Below are 17,951 nucleotides of genomic sequence, written 5' to 3' on the forward strand. Positions count from 1 at the left end.
CGCGGCCAGCGCGTCAAGCGGTCGACACCGTCGCCTCTCCTTGCGAGGCGGCTTTGCTGCTTTTCTTCTGTTCCTTCGCTACTGCTTCGTTCCGCTTTCTTCTTCTGTACGGCTCAGTCGTGATAGAGCGTCGAGCGCCCGCCATCGACCGTGATGCAACTCGCGTTGATGAATGGCGCTTCATCCGACGCGAGGAAAACCGCTGTCATCGCGACTTCCTCCGGTTTGCCGATGCGCCCCATCGGCTGCAGATCGAGCGTCGCCTGGCGCGCAGCGGCGGGATCGGACTGCGCATCCCACCAGTCGCGCGTCAGCTGCGTTTCGATGTAGCCGGGCGCGATCGCATTCACGCGCACGTTGCGCGGCGCGTACTCGATGCCGAGCGCGCGCGTGAGGCCGATCACACCATGCTTCGCGACGGGGTACGGAAAACAGCCCGGAATGATCTTGAACGAGTGCGTCGACGCGATGTTCACGATGCTGCCCTCGCCGCGCTCGACCATCCCCGGCAGCACCGCGCGGCAACCGTTCCACACGCCGTCCAGATCGACGGCGAAACAGCGGCGCCAGTCGTCGTCGGTCATCGTCAGCGGGTCGCAAAAGACGTTGATGCCCGCGTTGTTCACGAGCACGCCGATCGGGCCGAACGCCTTTTCGCCTTCGCTCACCGCGCGCTGCACGGAAGCCGATTGCGTGACGTCCGTCTGCACGGCGAGCGTCTTGCCGCCTGTTTGCGACGCGATGTCGGCGGCCGTGCGCTGCGCCGTCTCGATGTCGAGTTCCGCCAGCACGACAGCCGCGCCTTCGCGCGCGAACGCGGCCGCGATCGCCGCGCCGATGCCGCGTCCCGCGCCCGTCACCAGCGCGACCTTGCCTGCAAGCCGGTTCATTTCTTCACGCCCGCGCGCGCGATGCGCAGGCCGTTGATGAACGCCTTCGCGTTCAAAGCCGTCGCCGTCGCCGGCTGGCCCGGCTTGTACAGCGCCGAGCCCAGCCCGAAACCGTTCGCGCCCGCGCTCAGAAACGGGCCCATGTTGTCCGGCGCGATGCCGCCGACGGGAAGCAATGGCACGTCGTTGTGGATCACCGCGCGCCACGCCTTCACGACCTGGCAGCCGAGCTGTTCGGCCGGGAACATCTTCAGCACGTCGGCGCCGTTCTTCAACGCGAGAAAGGCTTCCATCGGCGTCGCGACGCCGGGCGCGCAGGCCATCGCGAGCGACTTCGCCGTCGTCACCACTTCAGGGTCGCTGTGCGGCATCACGATCAGCTCGCCGCCCGCCGCCTTCACGTCGTGCACGAGCTCGCCGCGCAGCACCGTGCCCGCGCCGACGATCGCATCGACGGGGATGGCCTGCCGAATGGCCGAAATGCTGTCGAACGGGTTCGGCGAATTCAACGGCACTTCGATGATCCGGAAACCCGCTTCGTAGAGCGCGCGGCCGTGATCGGCGGCGTCGGCGGGCGTGATGCCGCGCATGATCGCAATCAGCGGACACGCTTCGAAAGCGGCCATCAGGCCGGCGTGCGGCTGATACGGTGCGGGCAGATTCAGATCGAGTTGCATGTCGGTTCCTATGTCGCTTGCTGTGTCAGTTGCTGTTCGTCGCTCGCCGCCTCAGGTCGCTTCAGTTCGCTTCCGGTCGCTTCAGGTCGTCTGCGCGGCGCCCGACGCCTCGGCGACCAGGCCCGCTTGCGCCGCGATGCGCCACAAGCCGTGCTCCGTCGCGTGCCTGACGAGTTCCGCCTGATGGCAGCCGAACTGCTCGAGCGCGAGCCGATAGCGCTCGCACAGCGCTTCGTTGCCGATCAGCTGCAACGAGCGGCCGGCGAGCGTCGATTGCTGTTGCGCGAGCGCGGCTTCGAGGCCGCTCAGTTCATGGCCGATGAGGAGACCGGATAGGTAGTCGGGCTGCTGCTCGCGCGTCAGTTGAGCCGTCAGGCCAAGCGTGCGCGTGCTGAAGATCGTCGCGAGCACGCCGGCCTGGCCCTTGTCGCGCGCGACTCGCACGCCACGCAGAAACGCATCCGTGTCGGGACGGTCGGGCGTGACCATCGTGCGGCCAAGAATCGTGTGCTCGGTGAGCGCCGCGAACACTTCGCCCGTCATGAACGTGTGAAAGCGCTCGATCTTCGCGTCGCGCACCATCACCCATTTCGCGTGCGTGCCGGGCAGGCCGATCAGCACGCCGTTGCTGGCCGCCGACGCAGCGGCGCCCGACGCATCCGCGCAGGCGAGCGCGCCGAAAATCTGTGTTTCCTCGCCGCGCATCACGTTCGGCAGCTCGCCGTTCTGCAGCACGCCGGGCACGATGTTGAGCGGCACGCCGCGCGCCGTCTGCACGCGCACGATGCCGTCGACGAGCGCATCGGCGCTCGCGGGCGTATTCACATACGGCGCTTCCTTCCAGCCCTGCGCGCTGCCGACCATGCCCGCCGCGATCACGGGCAGTTCAGGCGAGCGGTCAAGCCACGCGCCGACGGCGGCATCGAACGCAGCGTCGAAGCCGCCTTCCGCAGCGGGGCGCGGCAGATTCATGATGCCCGCCGTCGATGCACGCGTTTCCAGCACCGCGCCGTTCGCATCGAACAGATACGCGCGCAGCGAAGTCGTGCCCCAGTCGAGCGCGATCAGCGCGGCGCCGCTTGCCGGCTGGGCTGCCTCGGCGAGTTGCGTGGACAGGGTCGAACCCGTCTGAGTCATCGTTTGATCCTGCGCGTAGTCGGTTGCGGAACACGCCAGCCCAGTTCTTCGGAAATTGCGCGCGCTTCGCGCTGCACGACGGGAATCAGTTCGTCCATGCGCTCGAGCGACATGTACGGAATCGTGCTCGCCACCGACAGCGCCGCGACGATCGAACCCGACGCATCGCGCACGGGCGCGGCCACGCAGCGAATCGACACTTCGTTCTCTTCGAGATCGAACGTGAAGCCGCCCGCCGCGTAGTTCGTCATGCGCTGCATGAAGGTCTGCTGGTCGGGCCGGTTGTCGGGCTTGAAGCTGACGCCCGCGAGCGCGCGCCGCGACGCATCGAACAGCGACTGCCATTGATCGGGAACGAGGTCGAGCATCATCGCCTTGCCGATGCCCGTCGACGCGAGCGGCATCCGGTGGCCGACGCGCGAGCGCATTTCAAGGCCGCGCGTGCCGGGAATCTTGTCGATGTACAGCACGTCGTCGCCATCGCGCACGCCGAGATGAATGGTGTCGTGCGTCAGTTCGGCGAGCGACTCCAGATGCGGACGCGCGACCGTCGTGAGCGGCATCTGTTCGAGCGCGATCGTGCCGAGCTCGATCAGCTTCGGACCGAGCAGATAGCCGCCCTGCACCTGGCGCAGATAACGCGCCTGCACGAGGCTGCTGACGAGCCGGTGCGTCGTGCTGCGCGTCGTGCCGAGCGCGGCACCGAAGGTGCGCAGGTCGCGCACGCCGGCTGCGGCGGCTTCGAGAATCGCGAGGCCGCGCAGCAGCGTCTGCGTGCCCGCCTGCTGCGGCGTGACGTCGAGCAGCGTGCTCGGCAGGCCGATGCTGTCGGCGGGCGGCGGCGGAACGACGGCGCCGTTCGCGGAGCGCGGCGCGGGCTTGCGCGCAGCGTCTCCCTTCTGCGTTTCAGGTGCTTCCGGTGCTTCAGGCGCTTCGGATGCTGAGGACGCGTCCTGCTCATCCGGCGCTTCTGACTCGGCGTGGGTAGTCATCGCTTTGTTCATGGCGGGTAGGCAACGTGCAGATGGAGTTACCGCGAAGTGCCGGCTTGGCGGCTCGCGTCCGGAGCGACTCGAAGTGACGCGTGCAGCGTGTGCGCGGCGCGCGTGTCGTGCAGCAAGGGGCAGGAAGGCATGGCGTGGTGTCTCCAGTTTCATCCCGCTTGATGCACCGCGCATGGCGCTGGCGACGAAGCGGTGTTTCTTGCCGATGTCGTTCGGCTTGTTGAACCGGATTGTAGGGCGCTTTTTTGAGATTCACCAACATATGAGTCACGCGTTCATATGTTGGGATATTGTTCGCGACGGAGCTCTGGAATATCCGACAGAAATATCCCAACCCTGCTGCCTGGCGATGGGCACCTTTAGTCAGGGATCAACGAGATCAAAAACTGGTGATATGGGTTTCGGAGTCATCCGATTGAGAGTTCGTTTTTGCCTGCTTAGCCTGCTTACGCTTAAGCAAATCCATAAATGCCGCCGACAGTTGTCCAAACAGGCCAATGCCGAACATTTTCGATTCGCTGGCACTCTCGCAACTCTATTTAAAATACCGATAAAATCATGAATAGATTCAAACCGCTATTTATATGCGCGGCAATTGTCGGCGCAGGCATGGCTCACGCACAACCGACGCACGATCAGCTGGTAGCCGACTTCTCCGGTCCTTATGTCGGCATCAAGGTCGGCGCGAATTTTTCGAGTGCGTCGGGCGCAATGGCAAAGCCGTCGCATACGACGTTCTTCCCCGGCTTGGTGGTCGGCTATGGTTTCAATCTTGGCCCGGTGGTACTCGGCGCTGAAGCGTTCGCCGATCTGCACCACGGTTCCGCGACTTACAAGGACGGCGGAATCGATGCAAAGATCGGTTATCCGATCGATCGATTCATGCCGTATGCGCGCCTTGGCGTAACCACCGACTGGCCGTCGTCAGCCTTCCATTACGGCATTGGCGTCGAATATCAACTCACGAAAAACGTGAGCTTGTTCTCCGAATGGACTCATGATGCCGCCAATGCATACAGTACCCATTGGGTAAATAACAGCATTACGGTTGGAGCGAATTACAGGTTCAAATAGCCTGACTCGTTAAAATCAAAACGGCGATTATCCAGTAGATAATCGCCGTTTTCATTTTTATCGTAAACCAGTCAATTAATCCGGCAATTCCGCCGCGCCCATTCTGCGGGCGATGACCCGTGCGCGCTGCGCGAGATAGCCGGAGCTGCGGTGCTCGTCGAAATATTTCGGCCTCGGCAGCATCACGGCGAGCCGCGCCGACTGGCCGGCCGTCAGCTTCGCCGCCGACGTCTTGAAGTAATAGCGCGCCGCCGCTTCCGCGCCGTACACGCCATTGCCCCATTCGACCGAATTCAGATAGATCTCGAAGATTCGCTCCTTGTCCATCAGCGTCTCGAGCATCCACGTGATGATCAGTTCCTGGCCCTTGCGGATATAGCTCTTTTCTCGCGACAAAAACAGATTGCGCGCCAGCTGCTGAGTGATCGTCGAACCGCCTGCGACGATCTTGCCGCGCGCCTTGTTCCTCTCCCATGCCTGGAGAATCGCGTCGGTTTCGTAGCCGTTGTTATTGACGAAATTCGCGTCTTCCGACGCTATGATCGCGCGCTTCAGATTGCGCGAAATCTGATCGTAGGGCACCCATATGCGCTGGATCGACAGATCGGGACGATCCTGTGACAGACGCCAGGCATCGGATCGCATGAACGCCGTCGACCGCGGATTCACGTAGTTCCAAAGCGCGATCTGCGCGAAGTAAAACAGCTGCGTCGCGAACCAGGCGGCAACGAACACTGCGACTGCGTAGGCCACCCAGCGCGTCGGCCCCGCATTCGACCCGGGCCTGCTCGCACGCCTCGTTTTTGTCATTGTCGTCGCTGTGCCGTGAAGTCGGAGAACGCGTGGGCGCTGCTCGCGCTCACGCGCTTTGCGGCGCGCGCAGCATCTCGCGCAGCGCGGCGAGCACGGGCGCGCCATCGGGACGCACGCCGCGCCACACGAAGAACGACTCCGCCGCCTGTTCGACCAGCATGCCGAGACCGTCCGCCGCGCGCGCGCCGAGCTTGCTGGCGTGCTGCGTGAATACGGTCGGCTGCGCGCCGTACATCATGTCGTACGCGAGCGTGCTCGCGCCGAACGCGCCGTCGTCGCATTCGGGCAGCGACGCATCGAGGCTGCTCGCCGTCGCGTTGACGATCACGTCATAGGCACCGGCTTCGATCGCCTGGGCGCAGCCGCCCGTCAAACGGCACGCCGCGTCGCTTGCCGCGCTCGCGAACTGCGCGACCAGTGCCTCGGCCTTCGATGCCGTGCGGTTCACGATGGTCAGCGTGTGCGGCTTGCGCTCGAGGATCGGCAGCACGACGCCGCGCGCCGCGCCGCCCGCGCCCAGCAGCAGCACGCGCGCGCCCGTGAGCGGCACGCGCAGATTCACTTCGATGTCGCGCACGAGGCCGAAGCCGTCGGTGTTGTCGCCGTAGATGCCGCCATCCTTCTCGAAGCGCAGCGTATTCACCGCGCCCGCCGCGGCCGCGCGCGGCGACAGCGACGTGGCGAACGCGTGCGCGTCCAGCTTGAACGGCACGGTCACGTTCAGGCCGCGCCCGCCTTCGTCGATGAACGCGCGCACGTGCGCCGCAAACTGATCGACGGGCGCGAGCAGGCGGCCGTATTCGACGGGTTCGCCTGTCTGCTCGGCGAAACGCGCGTGGATGAACGGCGACTTGCTGTGCGCGATCGGATTGCCGATCACCGCGTAGCGGTCGCGCTGGGCCGGCGTTGTGCTCATCGGCTGGGCTCCGTCGCGTGATGGTTCACGTCCGGCTTTACATCTTTTTGATCGGCGGACGCCGACGAATCGTCTGAGGCTGCCGGCTCGCCTTCCGCGTTCGTCGCGGTGTCGGCCTCGGCTTGCGCTTCGGCTTCGCTTTCGGCGGATGCGTCGGCGGCGTCGATGATCTCTTCGTCGCCCTCGTCCTCTTCTTCCGCGCCGCTCGTCACAGTCGGCGCATCGAGCACATGCAGCGGACGCACCGACGCTTCGATCGTCAGCTCATCCACCGACATCACTTCGAGCATCAGCCGCGTGCCGCGCGCATGCACGCCGAGCCCCGGCACATGCAGCAGCAGCGGCACTTCTTCGAGCCGCACGAGATCGCCCTTCACCACCGATGCGACCACCTGCTTCCTGTTCTCCTGCGTGAGCCAGCGCAGACACCAGAAATATTCCATGCGCCGCTGATGATCGGCGTACGCGGTATAGGTGTCGTCGAAACCTTGCACGACGGCGAACAGATCGGCGTCCTTCGGCTTGAACGGCGACGCGAGCTTGGCCGTCACGCCGTGCTGCACGCACGCGATCAGCTGCCACTGGTTCACGAGGTCGACATAGCGGCGCAGCGGCGACGTGCTCCACGCGTACTGCGCGACGCCGAGTCCTTCGTGCGGCGCAGCCGTCGTCTGCATGCGCGTGCGCTTCGGGCCCGTCGGCGCGCCGAACGCGCGCTGCGAGCGGTAGATGCCCGGCACGCCGTGATCGTGCAGGAACGCGCCCCACGTCGAGTTCGCGAGAATCGCCAGCTCGGCGACGATCGTATCGAGCGGCGAACCGCGGCGGCGCGGCGTGATCGTCACGTGCTCGCCTTCGACGTAGAAGTTGAAATCGGTATTGCGCTGCACTTCGCGCTTCAGACCGTAGCCCGCGCGCGCGACCTGGCGCTTCTCGAACAGCGACTGCGCGAACGGCCACAGCACCGCGATGTCTTCCTTGTGCGGATAGTCACCCGTGCCGTTGGCGAGCGCATCTTCAGTCACGAGTTCATCGAGCGTGTTGTGGCGCAGATTGTTCTTCACGTACACGAGTTCCGCGCGCGTTTCGCTCGCGACGATTTCCTGCGTCTCGCGCTTCACGATGCTGTACAGCGACAGCGCCGGCCGCAGACCGCCTTCGGCCAGCGTGAATTTTTCGACGACGGAATCGGGCAACATCGTGATCTTGTCGCCCGGCATGTACACCGTCGACAGACGGCCGCGCGCGATCGCATCGACGGTATCGCCGCGCGCGATGCCGAGCGCGGGCGCCGCGATGTGAATGCCGATCCGCACGCGCCCATCGGCCAGATGCTCGACAGAGAACGCGTCGTCGATTTCCGTCGTGGTCACGTCGTCGATGGAGAAGGCTTCGACTTCGGCTTGCGGCAAATCCTCCGGCAACTCGCCGACCGTCACGGGCGGGAAACCGGTGCCGTGCGGGAAATATTCGGACAGGAAACGGGCTTCGTGCAGCGCGCGCGCCGACGGAATGCCGCCGCATTCGAGCATCAGACGCGCCGCCGAAATGCCGCGCGCCGCTGCGGCCGCTTCGAGCGCCTTGTATTCGATCGCGTTCTTGTCCGGCTTTGTCAGCAGTCCGAGCGCCTTGCTCTGGAAGCCGTCGGGCAGACGGCCCGCCTTCAGTTCCTCTTCGTAGCTCTGCTGGACGAGCGCCTGCTGGCGCTTGCGCTCGAGCGACGCGAGCGCCATCTTCAGCTGCTCTTCCGGCGCGCGCTGATACTGCCCGCGCCCCTTGCGGCGGAAATAGACGGGCGAGCCGTGCATGCGCAGGATCAGCGCCGCGCGCTCGACGGGTCCGAACGACTCGCCGAAATACTCGGCGCCGAGCGTCGCAAACGGAAACTCTTCTTCCGGCGCGCATTCCCACAGAAAGTCGAGATCGATGTCCTGCGCGACGGCATCGGCCTGCTCCATCAGCTCGCCCGCCGTCGGCTTCTCGAACTCGATCAGCACGTCTTTCGCGCGCACTTTCGCGCGACGTCCGCCAGGCAGCTCGACCTGGAACGCGTCGCCCTGACGCGACAGCACGCTGCCCGCCTTGAAACTGCCCGATTCCTCAAAGAAAACGTTCACTCGATACTCTCGTTCTGGCTTGCGTCGGCCGGCGCGCGGTGCTGCGTGATTGCGCGTCGGCGTCGTGTTCGGTGTGGTGCTCCGCAACGCGCGTGCCGGTCGGCGCGCGCGGTTTGCGGATCATCGGATCATGCCGCCTTGCTTGGTGCGGGCGGCTCGGCGTCGGCAGCGTCGCAAAACGCGAGCACGTCGTCGACATAATCGGGAAACTCGCTGATCGCGTGGTCGCTGCCTTCGATCAGTTTCGTCCGCACGCCGGGATAGTGCGCGAGCATTTCGCGGTAATCGAGCACTTCGTCGCCGGTGGCGGCAATCAGATAATAGCGTTCGGGGCGCGTGATCGACGCAACGCCGAGCGCGCGCAATTCGTCCAGATGGTGCGGCTCGACAACGATGCTGCCGCCGCCGTGCCACAACGGCTGTTCGCCGAGATAGTGGCTCAGGTCGCGCTGCGGAACGACGGCGGGGTTCAGCAGCACCGCGCGCCAACCGTGCTTTTCGGCGAGGTGCGTCGCGAAGTAGCCGCCGAGCGAGCTGCCGATCACCGTCACGTGCGATGGCTTCGCCGCGGCGACCAGTCCTTCGACGAGCGCCACGGTTTCGAGCGGCGACACGGGCAGCATCGGACAGCACCATTCTGCGCCGCGGCCGAGCGCAGCAAGCCGCCCGGCCATCACGCGCGCCTTGAACGAATTGGGCGACGAGCGGAAACCGTGCAGATAGAGAATCACGCGACGCCTCGGGCCTGCTCGGCCGGGCGCACCGACAGCGCATCGAGCAGCTTCTGGTGCACGCCGCCGAAGCCGCCGTTGCTCATCACGAGCACGTGATCGCCGGGTTGCGCCGCCGCGACGATGGCTTTGACCAGCGCGTCGATGTCGTTGAACGCCTGCGCCTTGCCGCCCATCGGCGCGAGCGCTTCGGTGAGATTCCAGCCGAGCGCGTCCTTGCCCGCCGGCGCGCCGTAGCCGAATACGAGGTCGGCGTCGGCGAGGCTCGACGGCAGCTGCGCCTTCATCACGCCGAGCTTCATCGTGTTCGAGCGCGGCTCCAGCACGGCGAGAATGCGCGTGCGTTTTCCGCTTTCGTCGCGGCCCACGCGCGTGCGCAGGCCGGCGATCGTCGTCTCGATCGCCGTCGGATGATGCGCGAAATCGTCGTAGACGGTCACGCCGTCGACGCTGCCGCGCACTTCCATCCGGCGCTTCACGTTGCGGAAGGTCGACAGCGACTTCGCGGCTTGCGCGGGCGGCACGCCGATGTGGCGCGCGGCAGCGATCGCGGCGATCGCGTTCATCCGGTTGTGCTCGCCCTGCACCTGCCAGTCGACCACGCCGACGCGCTCACCGCCGTGATAGACGGCGAAGCGCTCGTCGACGGCGACACCGTCTTCAGCCGGCAGCGCCTGCCAGCCGCCGTCGACGCCGAAGCGTTCCACTTCGCTCCAGCAGCCGCGCGTCAGCACGCGTTCGAGCGCGTCTTCGCGGCCGTTCGACACGATCCGCCCGATGCCCGGCACCGTGCGCACGAGATGGTGGAATTGCGTTTCGATCGCGGCGAGATCCGGGAAGATGTCCGCGTGATCGAATTCCAGATTGTTCAGGATCGCCGTGCGCGGCCGGTAATGGACGAACTTCGAGCGCTTGTCGAAGAACGCCGTGTCGTATTCGTCGGCTTCGATCACGAAGAAGCTCGAATCGGTCAGCCGCGCGGACACGCCGAAATTCAACGGCACGCCGCCGATCAGAAAGCCCGGATTCATGCCCGCGTCTTCGAGCAGCCACGTCAGCATCGACGTCGTGGTCGTCTTGCCGTGCGTGCCGGCTACGGCCAGCACCCATTTGCCGTTCAGCACATGCTCGCCGAGCCACTGCGGACCGGACGTGTACGGCAGACCGCGATTCAGGATTTCTTCCATCAACGGATTGCCGCGCGTCACGACGTTGCCGACCACGAAGAGATCCGGCTTCAGGTCGAGTTGCTCGACGCCCCAGCCCTCGATCAGCGTGATGCCTTGCGCCTCGAGCTGTGTGCTCATCGGCGGGTAGACACCAGCGTCGCAACCCGTCACCGTGTGCCCGGCGTTGCGCGCGAGAACCGCGAGACCGCCCATGAACGTGCCGCAGATGCCGAGGATGTGAATGTGCATAAAAACTGTCGCGCCGCAGCGCGTGTTTTGCGTGGAAGAAGATGCGCGCAAAGGGCCGGAAAGCCCTCGCGGCAAAGGACGCCTATTGTAACCGACAGGCTCGCCCGTTCCTCGTGGCGCGCCTGGCAAAGCGCCGCCGAACACGGCTTCGAACCTTTGCGCAGCGCAGGCGCGCGCAAAAAGGCTACCGGGTTTTCTCTAGTATCATTGACGGATGGTTCGCAAATCACATTTCGATCCGCAGCGCGTGCGTGAGGAAATCGCGATCGCGGCTGCGAGAATGATCGCCGAAGATGGTCTCGATTACTCGACGGCCAAGCGCAAGGCTGCGCGGCAGGTCGTCGGGGAGACGCGCGTCGCGGGCGAATGGCTGCCGGATAACGACCAGATCGAGGAAGAAATCCGCGAATACCAGTCGCTGTTTCAGGGTGACAGCCAGCCGGCCGTGCTGCGCCGCCTGAGAGAAATCGCGCTGGACTGGATGCAGCGGCTCGCGCCATTCAATCCTTATCTGACGGGCGCCGTGCTGGGCGGAACGGCCGGCGAGCATTCCGACATACATCTGCAGGCGTTCTGCGATAACCCGAAGGAAGTCGCCATCTACCTGCTGAATACGAATATGCAGTACGACGTTTCCGAAACGCGGCACTTTGCGGGGCGTGGATACGTCGAAACATTGAGCTTTCTCTGGCGCCCGACCGATGAAGGACGGGATGCCGAACCCGTGGGCATCCACGTCGCGCTGTACAGCACCGACGACCTGCGCGGCGCGGTGCGAGCCGACGCGCGCGGCCGGCTCGCAAGGGCCGACGTTCGCGCAGTGCAGGCACTGATCGACGAGAGCGACGGCTCGCCCTTCTTCTAACTGACACCCTCTCTATATATGAAGCGCATTCTGGCAATCGCGGCGGTGGCCGTCGTCGCAACGGTGGGAGGAGCGGTGGCGAGCCACTGGTTCCTCGGCAGCAACGACCTTGCGGGCGTCGCGAACGCCGCGCCCGCCGACAGCAGCAATGCCGTCAACCAGCTGTGGTCGGCGAACGTCACGAACGCGGACGGCAAGCCGCAGTCGCTCGCCGGGTTCAAGGGCCATCCCGTCGTCGTCAACTTCTGGGCGTCGTGGTGCGGACCGTGCGTCGAGGAAATGCCGTCGCTGTCGCAGCTGCATAAGGAATACGCGAAGAAAGGCATCGAGTTCGTCGGACTCGGCGTCGACTCCGACAAGAACGTGAAGGCGTTCCTTCAGAAAGTGCCCGTCGACTACCCGATTTTCGTCGCCGGCTTCGGAGGCGCCGACCTCGCCCGCGCATTCGGCAACAACGCGGGCGGTTTGCCTTACACCGTCGTAATTGACGCAAAAGGGGTCGTACGGTCGACAAAATTAGGACAGGTCAAGCCCGACGAGCTGAAACGGACGCTCGACGCGCTGTGATGTCGACAACTTATTGACGTTTAATTGAGAACGTTTGGCTCCAGGTTGCCCGACATTCCGACGGAATTGTCAGAAGTTCGGCTAGTTGCGCCTATCGCGGAAAGGTGCCGGATCGTCGCGGGTGCTCGAGAAACTAGACAAATTTCTCTAATCAGCGCTAAAGTGCGGCCAATTCCACGGAAAACGAAGCGACCATGACGCGACTGCTGGTTCTGCACGGCCCCAACCTCAACCTTCTCGGCACCCGGGAACCTGAGGTGTACGGCCGCGTCACGCTCCCGCAGATCGATCAGGCGCTCGCCGACCGCGCAGCGGACGCCGGCGTCGAACTGGCCACCTTCCAGAGCAATCACGAAGGCGCGCTCGTCGATCGCATCCAGGCCGCCCGGACCGAGAAGACCGATTTCATCCTGATCAATCCCGCCGCGTACACGCATACGAGCGTGGCGATCCGGGACGCACTAGCGGGCGTCGGCATCCCGTTCGTCGAGATTCATCTATCGAACGTGCATCGTCGAGAACCGTTCAGGCATCACTCGTATTTCTCCGACCAGGCAGAGGGCGCGATTTGCGGCCTCGGCTGGAAGGGTTATCTGTACGCACTCGAATACGCGCTCGACCGGTTGTCCGTTCAGACAGCCGGGACGTCGCGCGACTGACAACCCAAAACACGAATTCAGCGCCGGCGGCATCCCGCCGGCGCTTCACGCATTGAAAGGGGAAGCCCATGGATCTACGTAAACTGAAGACTCTGATCGACCTCGTCTCCGAGTCCGGCATTTCCGAACTCGAAGTGACCGAGGGCGAAGGCAAGGTGCGCATCGTCAAGAACGCGCCGCCGGTTTACGTCCAGCAACCCGGCAACTTCGCGCCGCAATTCTCGGCGACGGCCTCAGTGCCTGGCGTTCACCCGGAAGCACCCGCCGTCGCCGGGCCGGCCACGCCGGCCGCCGCTGCGCCGCAGGGTCACGTCGTGACTTCGCCGATGGTCGGCACGTTCTATCGCGCGCCGTCGCCGGGCGCAGATCCGTTCGTGCAGGTGGGCGACGCCGTCAAGGAAGGCCAGACGATCTGCATCATCGAAGCGATGAAGCTGCTCAACGAAATTGAGTCGGATCAGGCTGGCGTCATCAAGGAAATCCTCGTCGAGAACGGGCAGGCAGTCGAATACGGCCAGCCGCTCTTCGTGATCGGCTGACGCGGCGCTTTTTAGCCATACGCCATCCGCGCGCCCTCCTTCTTCGGGCGCGCCACCGATCCTCTGTGGCAGCCGCGCTACTGGAAGCAACTGCGCAACCGGCACGCGGCGCCCATTGATGAGTCGAATATCCGCTATGTTTGAAAAAATCCTCATTGCCAATCGCGGCGAAATCGCGCTCCGTATTCAGCGCGCGTGCCGCGAACTCGGCGTCAAGACGGTCGTCGTCTATTCCGAAGCCGACAAGGAAGCCAAATACGTGAAGCTCGCCGACGAGGCGGTCTGCATCGGACCGGCGCCGTCGAACCTGAGCTACCTGAACATGCCCGCACTGATCAGCGCGGCGGAAGTCACGGACGCCGAAGCGATTCACCCCGGCTACGGCTTCCTCTCCGAGAACGCGGACTTCGCCGAGCGCGTCGAGCAATCGGGCTTCGTGTTCATCGGCCCGCGCCCCGACACGATTCGCATGATGGGCGACAAGGTCACCGCGAAGCAGACGATGATCAAGACGGGCGTGCCATGCGTGCCCGGATCGGAAGGCGCATTGCCGGATGATCCGAAGGAAATCGTGAAGATTGCGCGCGCGATCGGCTATCCGGTGATCATCAAGGCGGCGGGCGGCGGCGGCGGCCGCGGCATGCGCGTCGTGCACACGGAAGCAGCGCTCGTCAACGCCGTCAACATGACGCGCGAAGAAGCCGGCCGTGCGTTCGGCAATCCGCAGGTCTACATGGAGAAATACCTGGAGAACCCGCGCCACATCGAAATCCAGGTGCTCGCCGATTCGTTCAAGAACGCACTCTGGCTCGGCGAGCGCGACTGCTCGATGCAGCGCCGTCACCAGAAGGTGATCGAAGAAGCGCCGGCGCCCGGCATCGCGCGACGCCTGATCGAGCGCATCGGCGACCGCTGCGCGGACGCGTGCAAGAAGATGGGCTATCTCGGCGCGGGCACGTTCGAATTCCTGTACGAGAACGGCGAGTTCTACTTCATCGAAATGAACACGCGCGTGCAGGTCGAGCATCCCGTCACCGAACTGATCACGGGCATCGACATCGTTCAGGAACAGATCCGCATCGCTGCCGGCGAGAAGCTCGCGCTCCGCCAGCGCGACATCCAGTTCCGCGGACATGCCATCGAGTGCCGTATCAACGCCGAAGATCCGTTCAAGTTCACTCCGTCGCCGGGACGTCTTACGTCGTGGCATATGCCGGGCGGCCCCGGTATTCGCGTCGATTCGCATGCGTACAACGGCTATTTCGTTCCGCCGAACTATGATTCGATGATCGGCAAGCTGATCGCTTACGGCGCGACGCGCGAGCAGGCGATCAGCCGGATGCGCATCGCGCTGTCGGAAATGGTGGTCGAAGGCATTCAGACCAACATTCCGCTGCATCGCGAGCTGATGCTCGACGCGAAGTTCGTCGAGGGCGGCACGAGCATCCATTACCTCGAAAACCGGCTGGCCGCGAAGCTGCAGGCCGCACCGGAAGAAGCGTAAGCAATGAGCTACCGGGAACTGATCGTCGAACTCGCGCGCGAACACGCGGAAGCGTTGTCGGATGCGCTGCTCGAACTGGGCGCGCTGTCGGTGTCCGTCGAAGACGCGGATGCCGACACGCCCGACGAACAGCCGCTTTTCGGCGAGCCCGGTCTCACGCCGGAGCGCACCGCGTGGACGCATTCGCGCGTGATCGCGCTGCTCGCGCCCGAACACGAGCCGGCGGTGCTGCTCGCGGCCGCCGCGAACGAACTTGGTCTCGCCGATACGCCGTCGTTCAGCGTGCGCGAAGTCGAGGAACAGGACTGGGTGCGTCTCACGCAATCGCAGTTCGATCCGATTCCAATCGGCGAGCGCATCTGGGTCGTGCCGTCGTGGCACGCTGCACCCGATCCCGATGCGCTCGTGCTCGAACTCGATCCGGGCCTCGCATTCGGCACGGGAAGCCACCCGACGACGCGTCTGTGCATGGAATGGCTCGAGCAGTCGGTGAAGAAAGGCGAGTCGGTGCTCGACTATGGCTGCGGCTCGGGCATTCTCGCGATTCTCGCGAAGAAATGCGGCGCGGACCCGGTGATCGGCATCGACATCGATCCTCAGGCGGTGGAGTCGGCGCGCCATAACAGCGAGCGCAATCACGCCGACGTCACGTACGGTCTACCCGACGATTGCCCCGCAGGCGAGTTCGATATCGTCGTGGCGAATATTTTGTCGAACCCGCTGAAACTGATGGCGTCGATGCTGTCGTCGAAAGTGAAGCCGGGCGGACGCATTGCTCTGTCGGGCATTCTCGCGCGCCAGGCTGAAGAGGTCGCGCAGATCTATCGGCAATGGATCGACATCGACGTATGGCGTGAACACGAGGGCTGGGTCTGCCTTGCAGGTACTCGCCGCGAAAGCCATTAGAATAAGGCATATCTGTCTGCTTCCGGCCCCTTAACGGCTAACCGGTCAATCGGCTCAATATGCTTCTAGCGACACGCTGTCCCTTCTGTAAAACTGCCTTCAAACTCCAGCCGGAGCAGCTCACGCTGCGCCGCGGTCTCGTTCGTTGTGGCCATTGCCACGAAGTATTCGACGCATCGAACAACCTCTTTGATGTGACCAACGGCACGAGCGTCGATAGGGCGAAGCGCGTGTCGATCGACGATGTCACCGCGTACACGCTCGATAAACTCGCGAATGGCGGGCAAGCGCCCGCGCGTGAAGCAACCGCTTCTGCTGTCGAACCCGCTTCTGCTGTCGAACCCGCTCCTGCTGTCGAACCCGCTCCTGCTGTCGAACCCGCTCCTGCTGTCGAACCCGCTCCTGCTGTCGAACCCGCTCCTGCTGTCGAACCCGCTTCTGCTGTCGAACCCGCTGCGCCTGTCGATACCGATACGCATCGCATCGAGCAGTCGGCCAAAGATGCCGGTATGCACGCCGTGGAATCCGCTTCGCCGCACGTCGCGGAAGCCACGATAGAACGCGCCACTGCGCATCCCGCAGAAGCCATGGGCGAACATGCTGCACAGCCGCTCGCGAGCAACGAGGCAGTACGACACGAAGAAGCGCCGGCCGGTCACGCCGCGACGCAAGCGCAAGTCGATGAAGCGCCCGTCGAAGCCAAAGGCTCGACGCCGGAGCACGGCACAGCGTCCGCTGGCTCGCCCGATTTTCGCGCCGAAGCATGGAACCCGTGGGCACCGGCGCCCGATGCGTCGATCGACGGACGCATTCGCCACAACGCATCGACGATTCCGCTCAAGCCCGTCACGATTCCGAGTTCAGCTCAGCCGCCGCTGACGCTCGAACTGACCGACTCGAAGCCGCCGAATGCGGAAAAGGCGACCGCGCGCAAACCGGTCGAGCCGCACGTCGAAGCGCCCATCGAGCAGAAGGCCGCGCCGACTGCTGAAGCGCGAGCCGAGCCGAAGGCCGAGCCATCAGCCGCCGCGCAAGCTCAGCCGAGGGTCGAGCCGTCAGGCGCCACGCAAGCTCAGCCGAAGGTCGAACCGTCAGGCGCCACGCAAGCTCAGCCGAGCGTCGCGCAATCTGCCGAATCATCATCTGCTACGCCGAAGACAGAACCGACCTTCGAAGCCTCGCCCGAGCGCGTGCTCGAACAGGAAATCGCAGAGCCACCGCCGCATACGTGGCGCGCAGCGGAGCCCGCGCGCGAATCGGCGCACGCACCCGATGCCGAAACAGCGGCCCAAGCAAAGGCCGAAGCCGACGCATCGTTACACGAACCATTGCACGAGCCGCTGCACGGAACCTTGCACGAAGGGCTGTACGAGCCGCTTCGCGACAAGCGCCACAAACCCTTCTTCGACCCCGATGACAGCGCGGCCGCGCCGTCCGCCGACGATCGCCGGGATCGCGAGCCCCACTTCGGCTCGCCTGCGGAAGAACACGATTACGAACCGCGCTTCGGCGGAGGCGCACACCAGCCGTTCGCCGCCGCGCCCGACGATGACGACGATGCATTCGCTGTCCGACGCGAGCCGCTCGGACAAGACTCACGCCGCGTCGTGTGGCAGGCAGCCGGCGGAGTCGTGATCGGCGTGTTGGCCGTCTTGCTGCTCGCGCAGCTCGCATGGTGGCAACGCGAATCGGTGATGGTCGCGTGGCCCGGTTCACAGTCGCTCTTCATGAAGGCTTGCGCGAATCTCGGCTGCAAGGTCGGACCGCCGCGCGATATCGACGGCCTGCTGGTCGAGCCGTCCGATCTGCGCCAGATCGACGGACCACACAAGCTCGAACTGAGGATGCCGCTGCGCAACCGCTTCGACATCGCGCTCGCCTATCCCGCTGTCGAACTGACGCTGCTCGACGAGAACAACAACGTCGCCGTGCGGCGCGTGCTGTGGCCGCAAGACTATGTGAAGCCCGGCACGCCGATTGCGGCGGGCCTGCCCGCCCGCACGACGCAGACGATGATCGTGCGCCTCGACACCGGCAGTACCGTCGCCTCGAATTTCCGCGTGCAGATCTTCTATCCGTAACGGGTATCTCTGCGGCGCGAGCAGGTTACACCCGCGCGTCCGGCACGAACCGG

The 17,951-nt window shown here is 64.6% G+C and carries 17 protein-coding genes and 1 pseudogene; 9 read left to right on the forward strand and 9 right to left on the reverse strand.

Features of this window, described 5'->3' with window-relative positions:
* Positions 1 to 113: 113 nt before the first annotated feature.
* The 4 genes from GCT13_RS03070 to GCT13_RS03085 all read right to left on the reverse strand — a co-directional run bounded on the left by GCT13_RS03070 (position 114) and on the right by GCT13_RS03085 (position 3,708).
* A complete protein-coding gene (locus GCT13_RS03070; RefSeq protein WP_152755294.1) occupies positions 114 to 890 on the reverse strand; it encodes an SDR family oxidoreductase in 777 nt (258 codons plus the stop codon).
* Positions 887 to 1,567 (reverse strand): 2-dehydro-3-deoxy-6-phosphogalactonate aldolase, encoded by a 681-nt coding sequence (locus GCT13_RS03075; protein ID WP_152755295.1) that lies wholly within the window; start codon positions 1,565 to 1,567, stop codon positions 887 to 889. Before GCT13_RS03075 ends, GCT13_RS03070 begins: the two co-directional genes overlap by 4 nt.
* 81 nt (positions 1,568 to 1,648) lie before the next feature.
* The gene (locus GCT13_RS03080) at positions 1,649 to 2,704 is read right to left on the reverse strand and encodes a 2-dehydro-3-deoxygalactonokinase (RefSeq protein ID WP_152755296.1); all 1,056 of its coding nucleotides are present in this window, start codon (positions 2,702 to 2,704) and stop codon (positions 1,649 to 1,651) included.
* The gene (locus GCT13_RS03085) at positions 2,701 to 3,708 is read right to left on the reverse strand and encodes an IclR family transcriptional regulator (protein WP_152755297.1); all 1,008 of its coding nucleotides are present in this window, start codon (positions 3,706 to 3,708) and stop codon (positions 2,701 to 2,703) included. The genes GCT13_RS03080 and GCT13_RS03085 overlap by 4 nt, the downstream gene beginning before the upstream one ends.
* Before the next feature lie 558 nt (positions 3,709 to 4,266).
* Between GCT13_RS03085 and GCT13_RS03090 the strand changes: the two genes are divergently transcribed.
* Positions 4,267 to 4,782 (forward strand): outer membrane protein, encoded by a 516-nt coding sequence (locus GCT13_RS03090; RefSeq protein ID WP_152755298.1) that lies wholly within the window; start codon positions 4,267 to 4,269, stop codon positions 4,780 to 4,782.
* Positions 4,783 to 4,857: 75 nt separating this feature from the next.
* On the opposite strand, the gene mtgA is transcribed toward GCT13_RS03090, so the two are convergent.
* From mtgA to mpl, 5 genes are all read right to left on the reverse strand, one after another.
* Positions 4,858 to 5,592 carry a monofunctional biosynthetic peptidoglycan transglycosylase gene (mtgA, locus tag GCT13_RS03095; protein WP_152755299.1) on the reverse strand — a complete coding sequence of 245 codons (735 nt, stop codon included), beginning with the start codon at positions 5,590 to 5,592 and terminating at the stop codon, positions 4,858 to 4,860.
* A 49-nt stretch (positions 5,593 to 5,641) separates the two neighbouring features.
* Positions 5,642 to 6,511: a shikimate dehydrogenase gene (aroE, locus tag GCT13_RS03100; protein ID WP_152755300.1), complete on the reverse strand. Its 870-nt coding sequence runs from the start codon at positions 6,509 to 6,511 to the stop codon at positions 5,642 to 5,644.
* Positions 6,508 to 8,628 (reverse strand): ribonuclease catalytic domain-containing protein, encoded by a 2,121-nt coding sequence (locus GCT13_RS03105; RefSeq protein ID WP_321574158.1) that lies wholly within the window; start codon positions 8,626 to 8,628, stop codon positions 6,508 to 6,510. The genes aroE and GCT13_RS03105 overlap by 4 nt, the downstream gene beginning before the upstream one ends.
* A 128-nt stretch (positions 8,629 to 8,756) precedes the next feature.
* The gene (locus GCT13_RS03110) at positions 8,757 to 9,359 is read right to left on the reverse strand and encodes a YqiA/YcfP family alpha/beta fold hydrolase (protein WP_321574159.1); all 603 of its coding nucleotides are present in this window, start codon (positions 9,357 to 9,359) and stop codon (positions 8,757 to 8,759) included.
* Entirely contained in the window at positions 9,356 to 10,777 is a 1,422-nt protein-coding gene (mpl, locus tag GCT13_RS03115) for a UDP-N-acetylmuramate:L-alanyl-gamma-D-glutamyl-meso-diaminopimelate ligase (RefSeq protein ID WP_152755301.1), read from the reverse strand. Before mpl ends, GCT13_RS03110 begins: the two co-directional genes overlap by 4 nt.
* A 214-nt stretch (positions 10,778 to 10,991) precedes the next feature.
* Here mpl and GCT13_RS03120 point away from each other — a divergent pair, with 214 nt between their 5' ends.
* The 8 genes and pseudogenes from GCT13_RS03120 to GCT13_RS03150 all read left to right on the forward strand — a co-directional run bounded on the left by GCT13_RS03120 (position 10,992) and on the right by GCT13_RS03150 (position 17,898).
* Positions 10,992 to 11,642 carry a UDP-N-acetylmuramate--alanine ligase gene (locus GCT13_RS03120; RefSeq protein ID WP_152755302.1) on the forward strand — a complete coding sequence of 217 codons (651 nt, stop codon included), beginning with the start codon at positions 10,992 to 10,994 and terminating at the stop codon, positions 11,640 to 11,642.
* Positions 11,643 to 11,660: 18 nt separating this feature from the next.
* Entirely contained in the window at positions 11,661 to 12,209 is a 549-nt protein-coding gene (locus tag GCT13_RS03125; RefSeq protein WP_152755303.1) for a TlpA family protein disulfide reductase, read from the forward strand.
* A gap of 194 nt (positions 12,210 to 12,403) precedes the next feature.
* Positions 12,404 to 12,868: a type II 3-dehydroquinate dehydratase gene (gene aroQ / locus GCT13_RS03130; protein ID WP_152755304.1), complete on the forward strand. Its 465-nt coding sequence runs from the start codon at positions 12,404 to 12,406 to the stop codon at positions 12,866 to 12,868.
* Positions 12,869 to 12,936: 68 nt separating this feature from the next.
* The gene (accB, locus tag GCT13_RS03135; protein ID WP_152755305.1) at positions 12,937 to 13,407 is read left to right on the forward strand and encodes an acetyl-CoA carboxylase biotin carboxyl carrier protein; all 471 of its coding nucleotides are present in this window, start codon (positions 12,937 to 12,939) and stop codon (positions 13,405 to 13,407) included.
* A gap of 136 nt (positions 13,408 to 13,543) precedes the next feature.
* The gene (gene accC / locus GCT13_RS03140; protein ID WP_152755306.1) at positions 13,544 to 14,911 is read left to right on the forward strand and encodes an acetyl-CoA carboxylase biotin carboxylase subunit; all 1,368 of its coding nucleotides are present in this window, start codon (positions 13,544 to 13,546) and stop codon (positions 14,909 to 14,911) included.
* A gap of 3 nt (positions 14,912 to 14,914) precedes the next feature.
* Positions 14,915 to 15,817, forward strand: a complete 903-nt coding sequence (gene prmA / locus GCT13_RS03145) for a 50S ribosomal protein L11 methyltransferase (RefSeq protein ID WP_152755307.1) — start codon at positions 14,915 to 14,917, stop codon at positions 15,815 to 15,817.
* Positions 15,818 to 15,876: 59 nt separating this feature from the next.
* A pseudogene (locus GCT13_RS51130) lies at positions 15,877 to 15,942 on the forward strand (hypothetical protein); the annotation flags it as partial.
* 105 nt (positions 15,943 to 16,047) lie between these two features.
* Complete coding sequence (locus GCT13_RS03150; RefSeq protein WP_321574166.1) at positions 16,048 to 17,898, forward strand: DUF3426 domain-containing protein; 1,851 nt, start codon at positions 16,048 to 16,050, stop codon at positions 17,896 to 17,898.
* Positions 17,899 to 17,951: the final 53 nt, after the last annotated feature.

Source organism: Paraburkholderia franconis (genome assembly GCF_009362735.1).
Taxonomy (GTDB): Bacteria; Pseudomonadota; Gammaproteobacteria; order Burkholderiales; family Burkholderiaceae; genus Paraburkholderia; species Paraburkholderia franconis.

Excerpts from the sequence above, each read along its gene's own strand:
- GCT13_RS03070 (WP_152755294.1), bottom strand. The coding sequence starts at position 890 with ATGAACCGGCTTGCAGGCAAGGTCGCGCTGGTGACGGGCGCGGGACGC.
- GCT13_RS03075 (WP_152755295.1), bottom strand. The coding sequence starts at position 1,567 with ATGCAACTCGATCTGAATCTGCCCGCACCGTATCAGCCGCACGCCGGC.
- GCT13_RS03080 (WP_152755296.1), bottom strand. The coding sequence starts at position 2,704 with ATGACTCAGACGGGTTCGACCCTGTCCACGCAACTCGCCGAGGCAGCC.
- GCT13_RS03085 (WP_152755297.1), bottom strand. The coding sequence starts at position 3,708 with ATGAACAAAGCGATGACTACCCACGCCGAGTCAGAAGCGCCGGATGAG.
- GCT13_RS03090 (WP_152755298.1), top strand. The coding sequence starts at position 4,267 with ATGAATAGATTCAAACCGCTATTTATATGCGCGGCAATTGTCGGCGCA.
- mtgA (WP_152755299.1), bottom strand. The coding sequence starts at position 5,592 with ATGACAAAAACGAGGCGTGCGAGCAGGCCCGGGTCGAATGCGGGGCCG.
- aroE (WP_152755300.1), bottom strand. The coding sequence starts at position 6,511 with ATGAGCACAACGCCGGCCCAGCGCGACCGCTACGCGGTGATCGGCAAT.
- mpl (WP_152755301.1), bottom strand. The coding sequence starts at position 10,777 with ATGCACATTCACATCCTCGGCATCTGCGGCACGTTCATGGGCGGTCTC.
- GCT13_RS03120 (WP_152755302.1), top strand. The coding sequence starts at position 10,992 with ATGGTTCGCAAATCACATTTCGATCCGCAGCGCGTGCGTGAGGAAATC.
- GCT13_RS03125 (WP_152755303.1), top strand. The coding sequence starts at position 11,661 with ATGAAGCGCATTCTGGCAATCGCGGCGGTGGCCGTCGTCGCAACGGTG.
- aroQ (WP_152755304.1), top strand. The coding sequence starts at position 12,404 with ATGACGCGACTGCTGGTTCTGCACGGCCCCAACCTCAACCTTCTCGGC.
- accB (WP_152755305.1), top strand. The coding sequence starts at position 12,937 with ATGGATCTACGTAAACTGAAGACTCTGATCGACCTCGTCTCCGAGTCC.
- accC (WP_152755306.1), top strand. The coding sequence starts at position 13,544 with ATGTTTGAAAAAATCCTCATTGCCAATCGCGGCGAAATCGCGCTCCGT.
- prmA (WP_152755307.1), top strand. The coding sequence starts at position 14,915 with ATGAGCTACCGGGAACTGATCGTCGAACTCGCGCGCGAACACGCGGAA.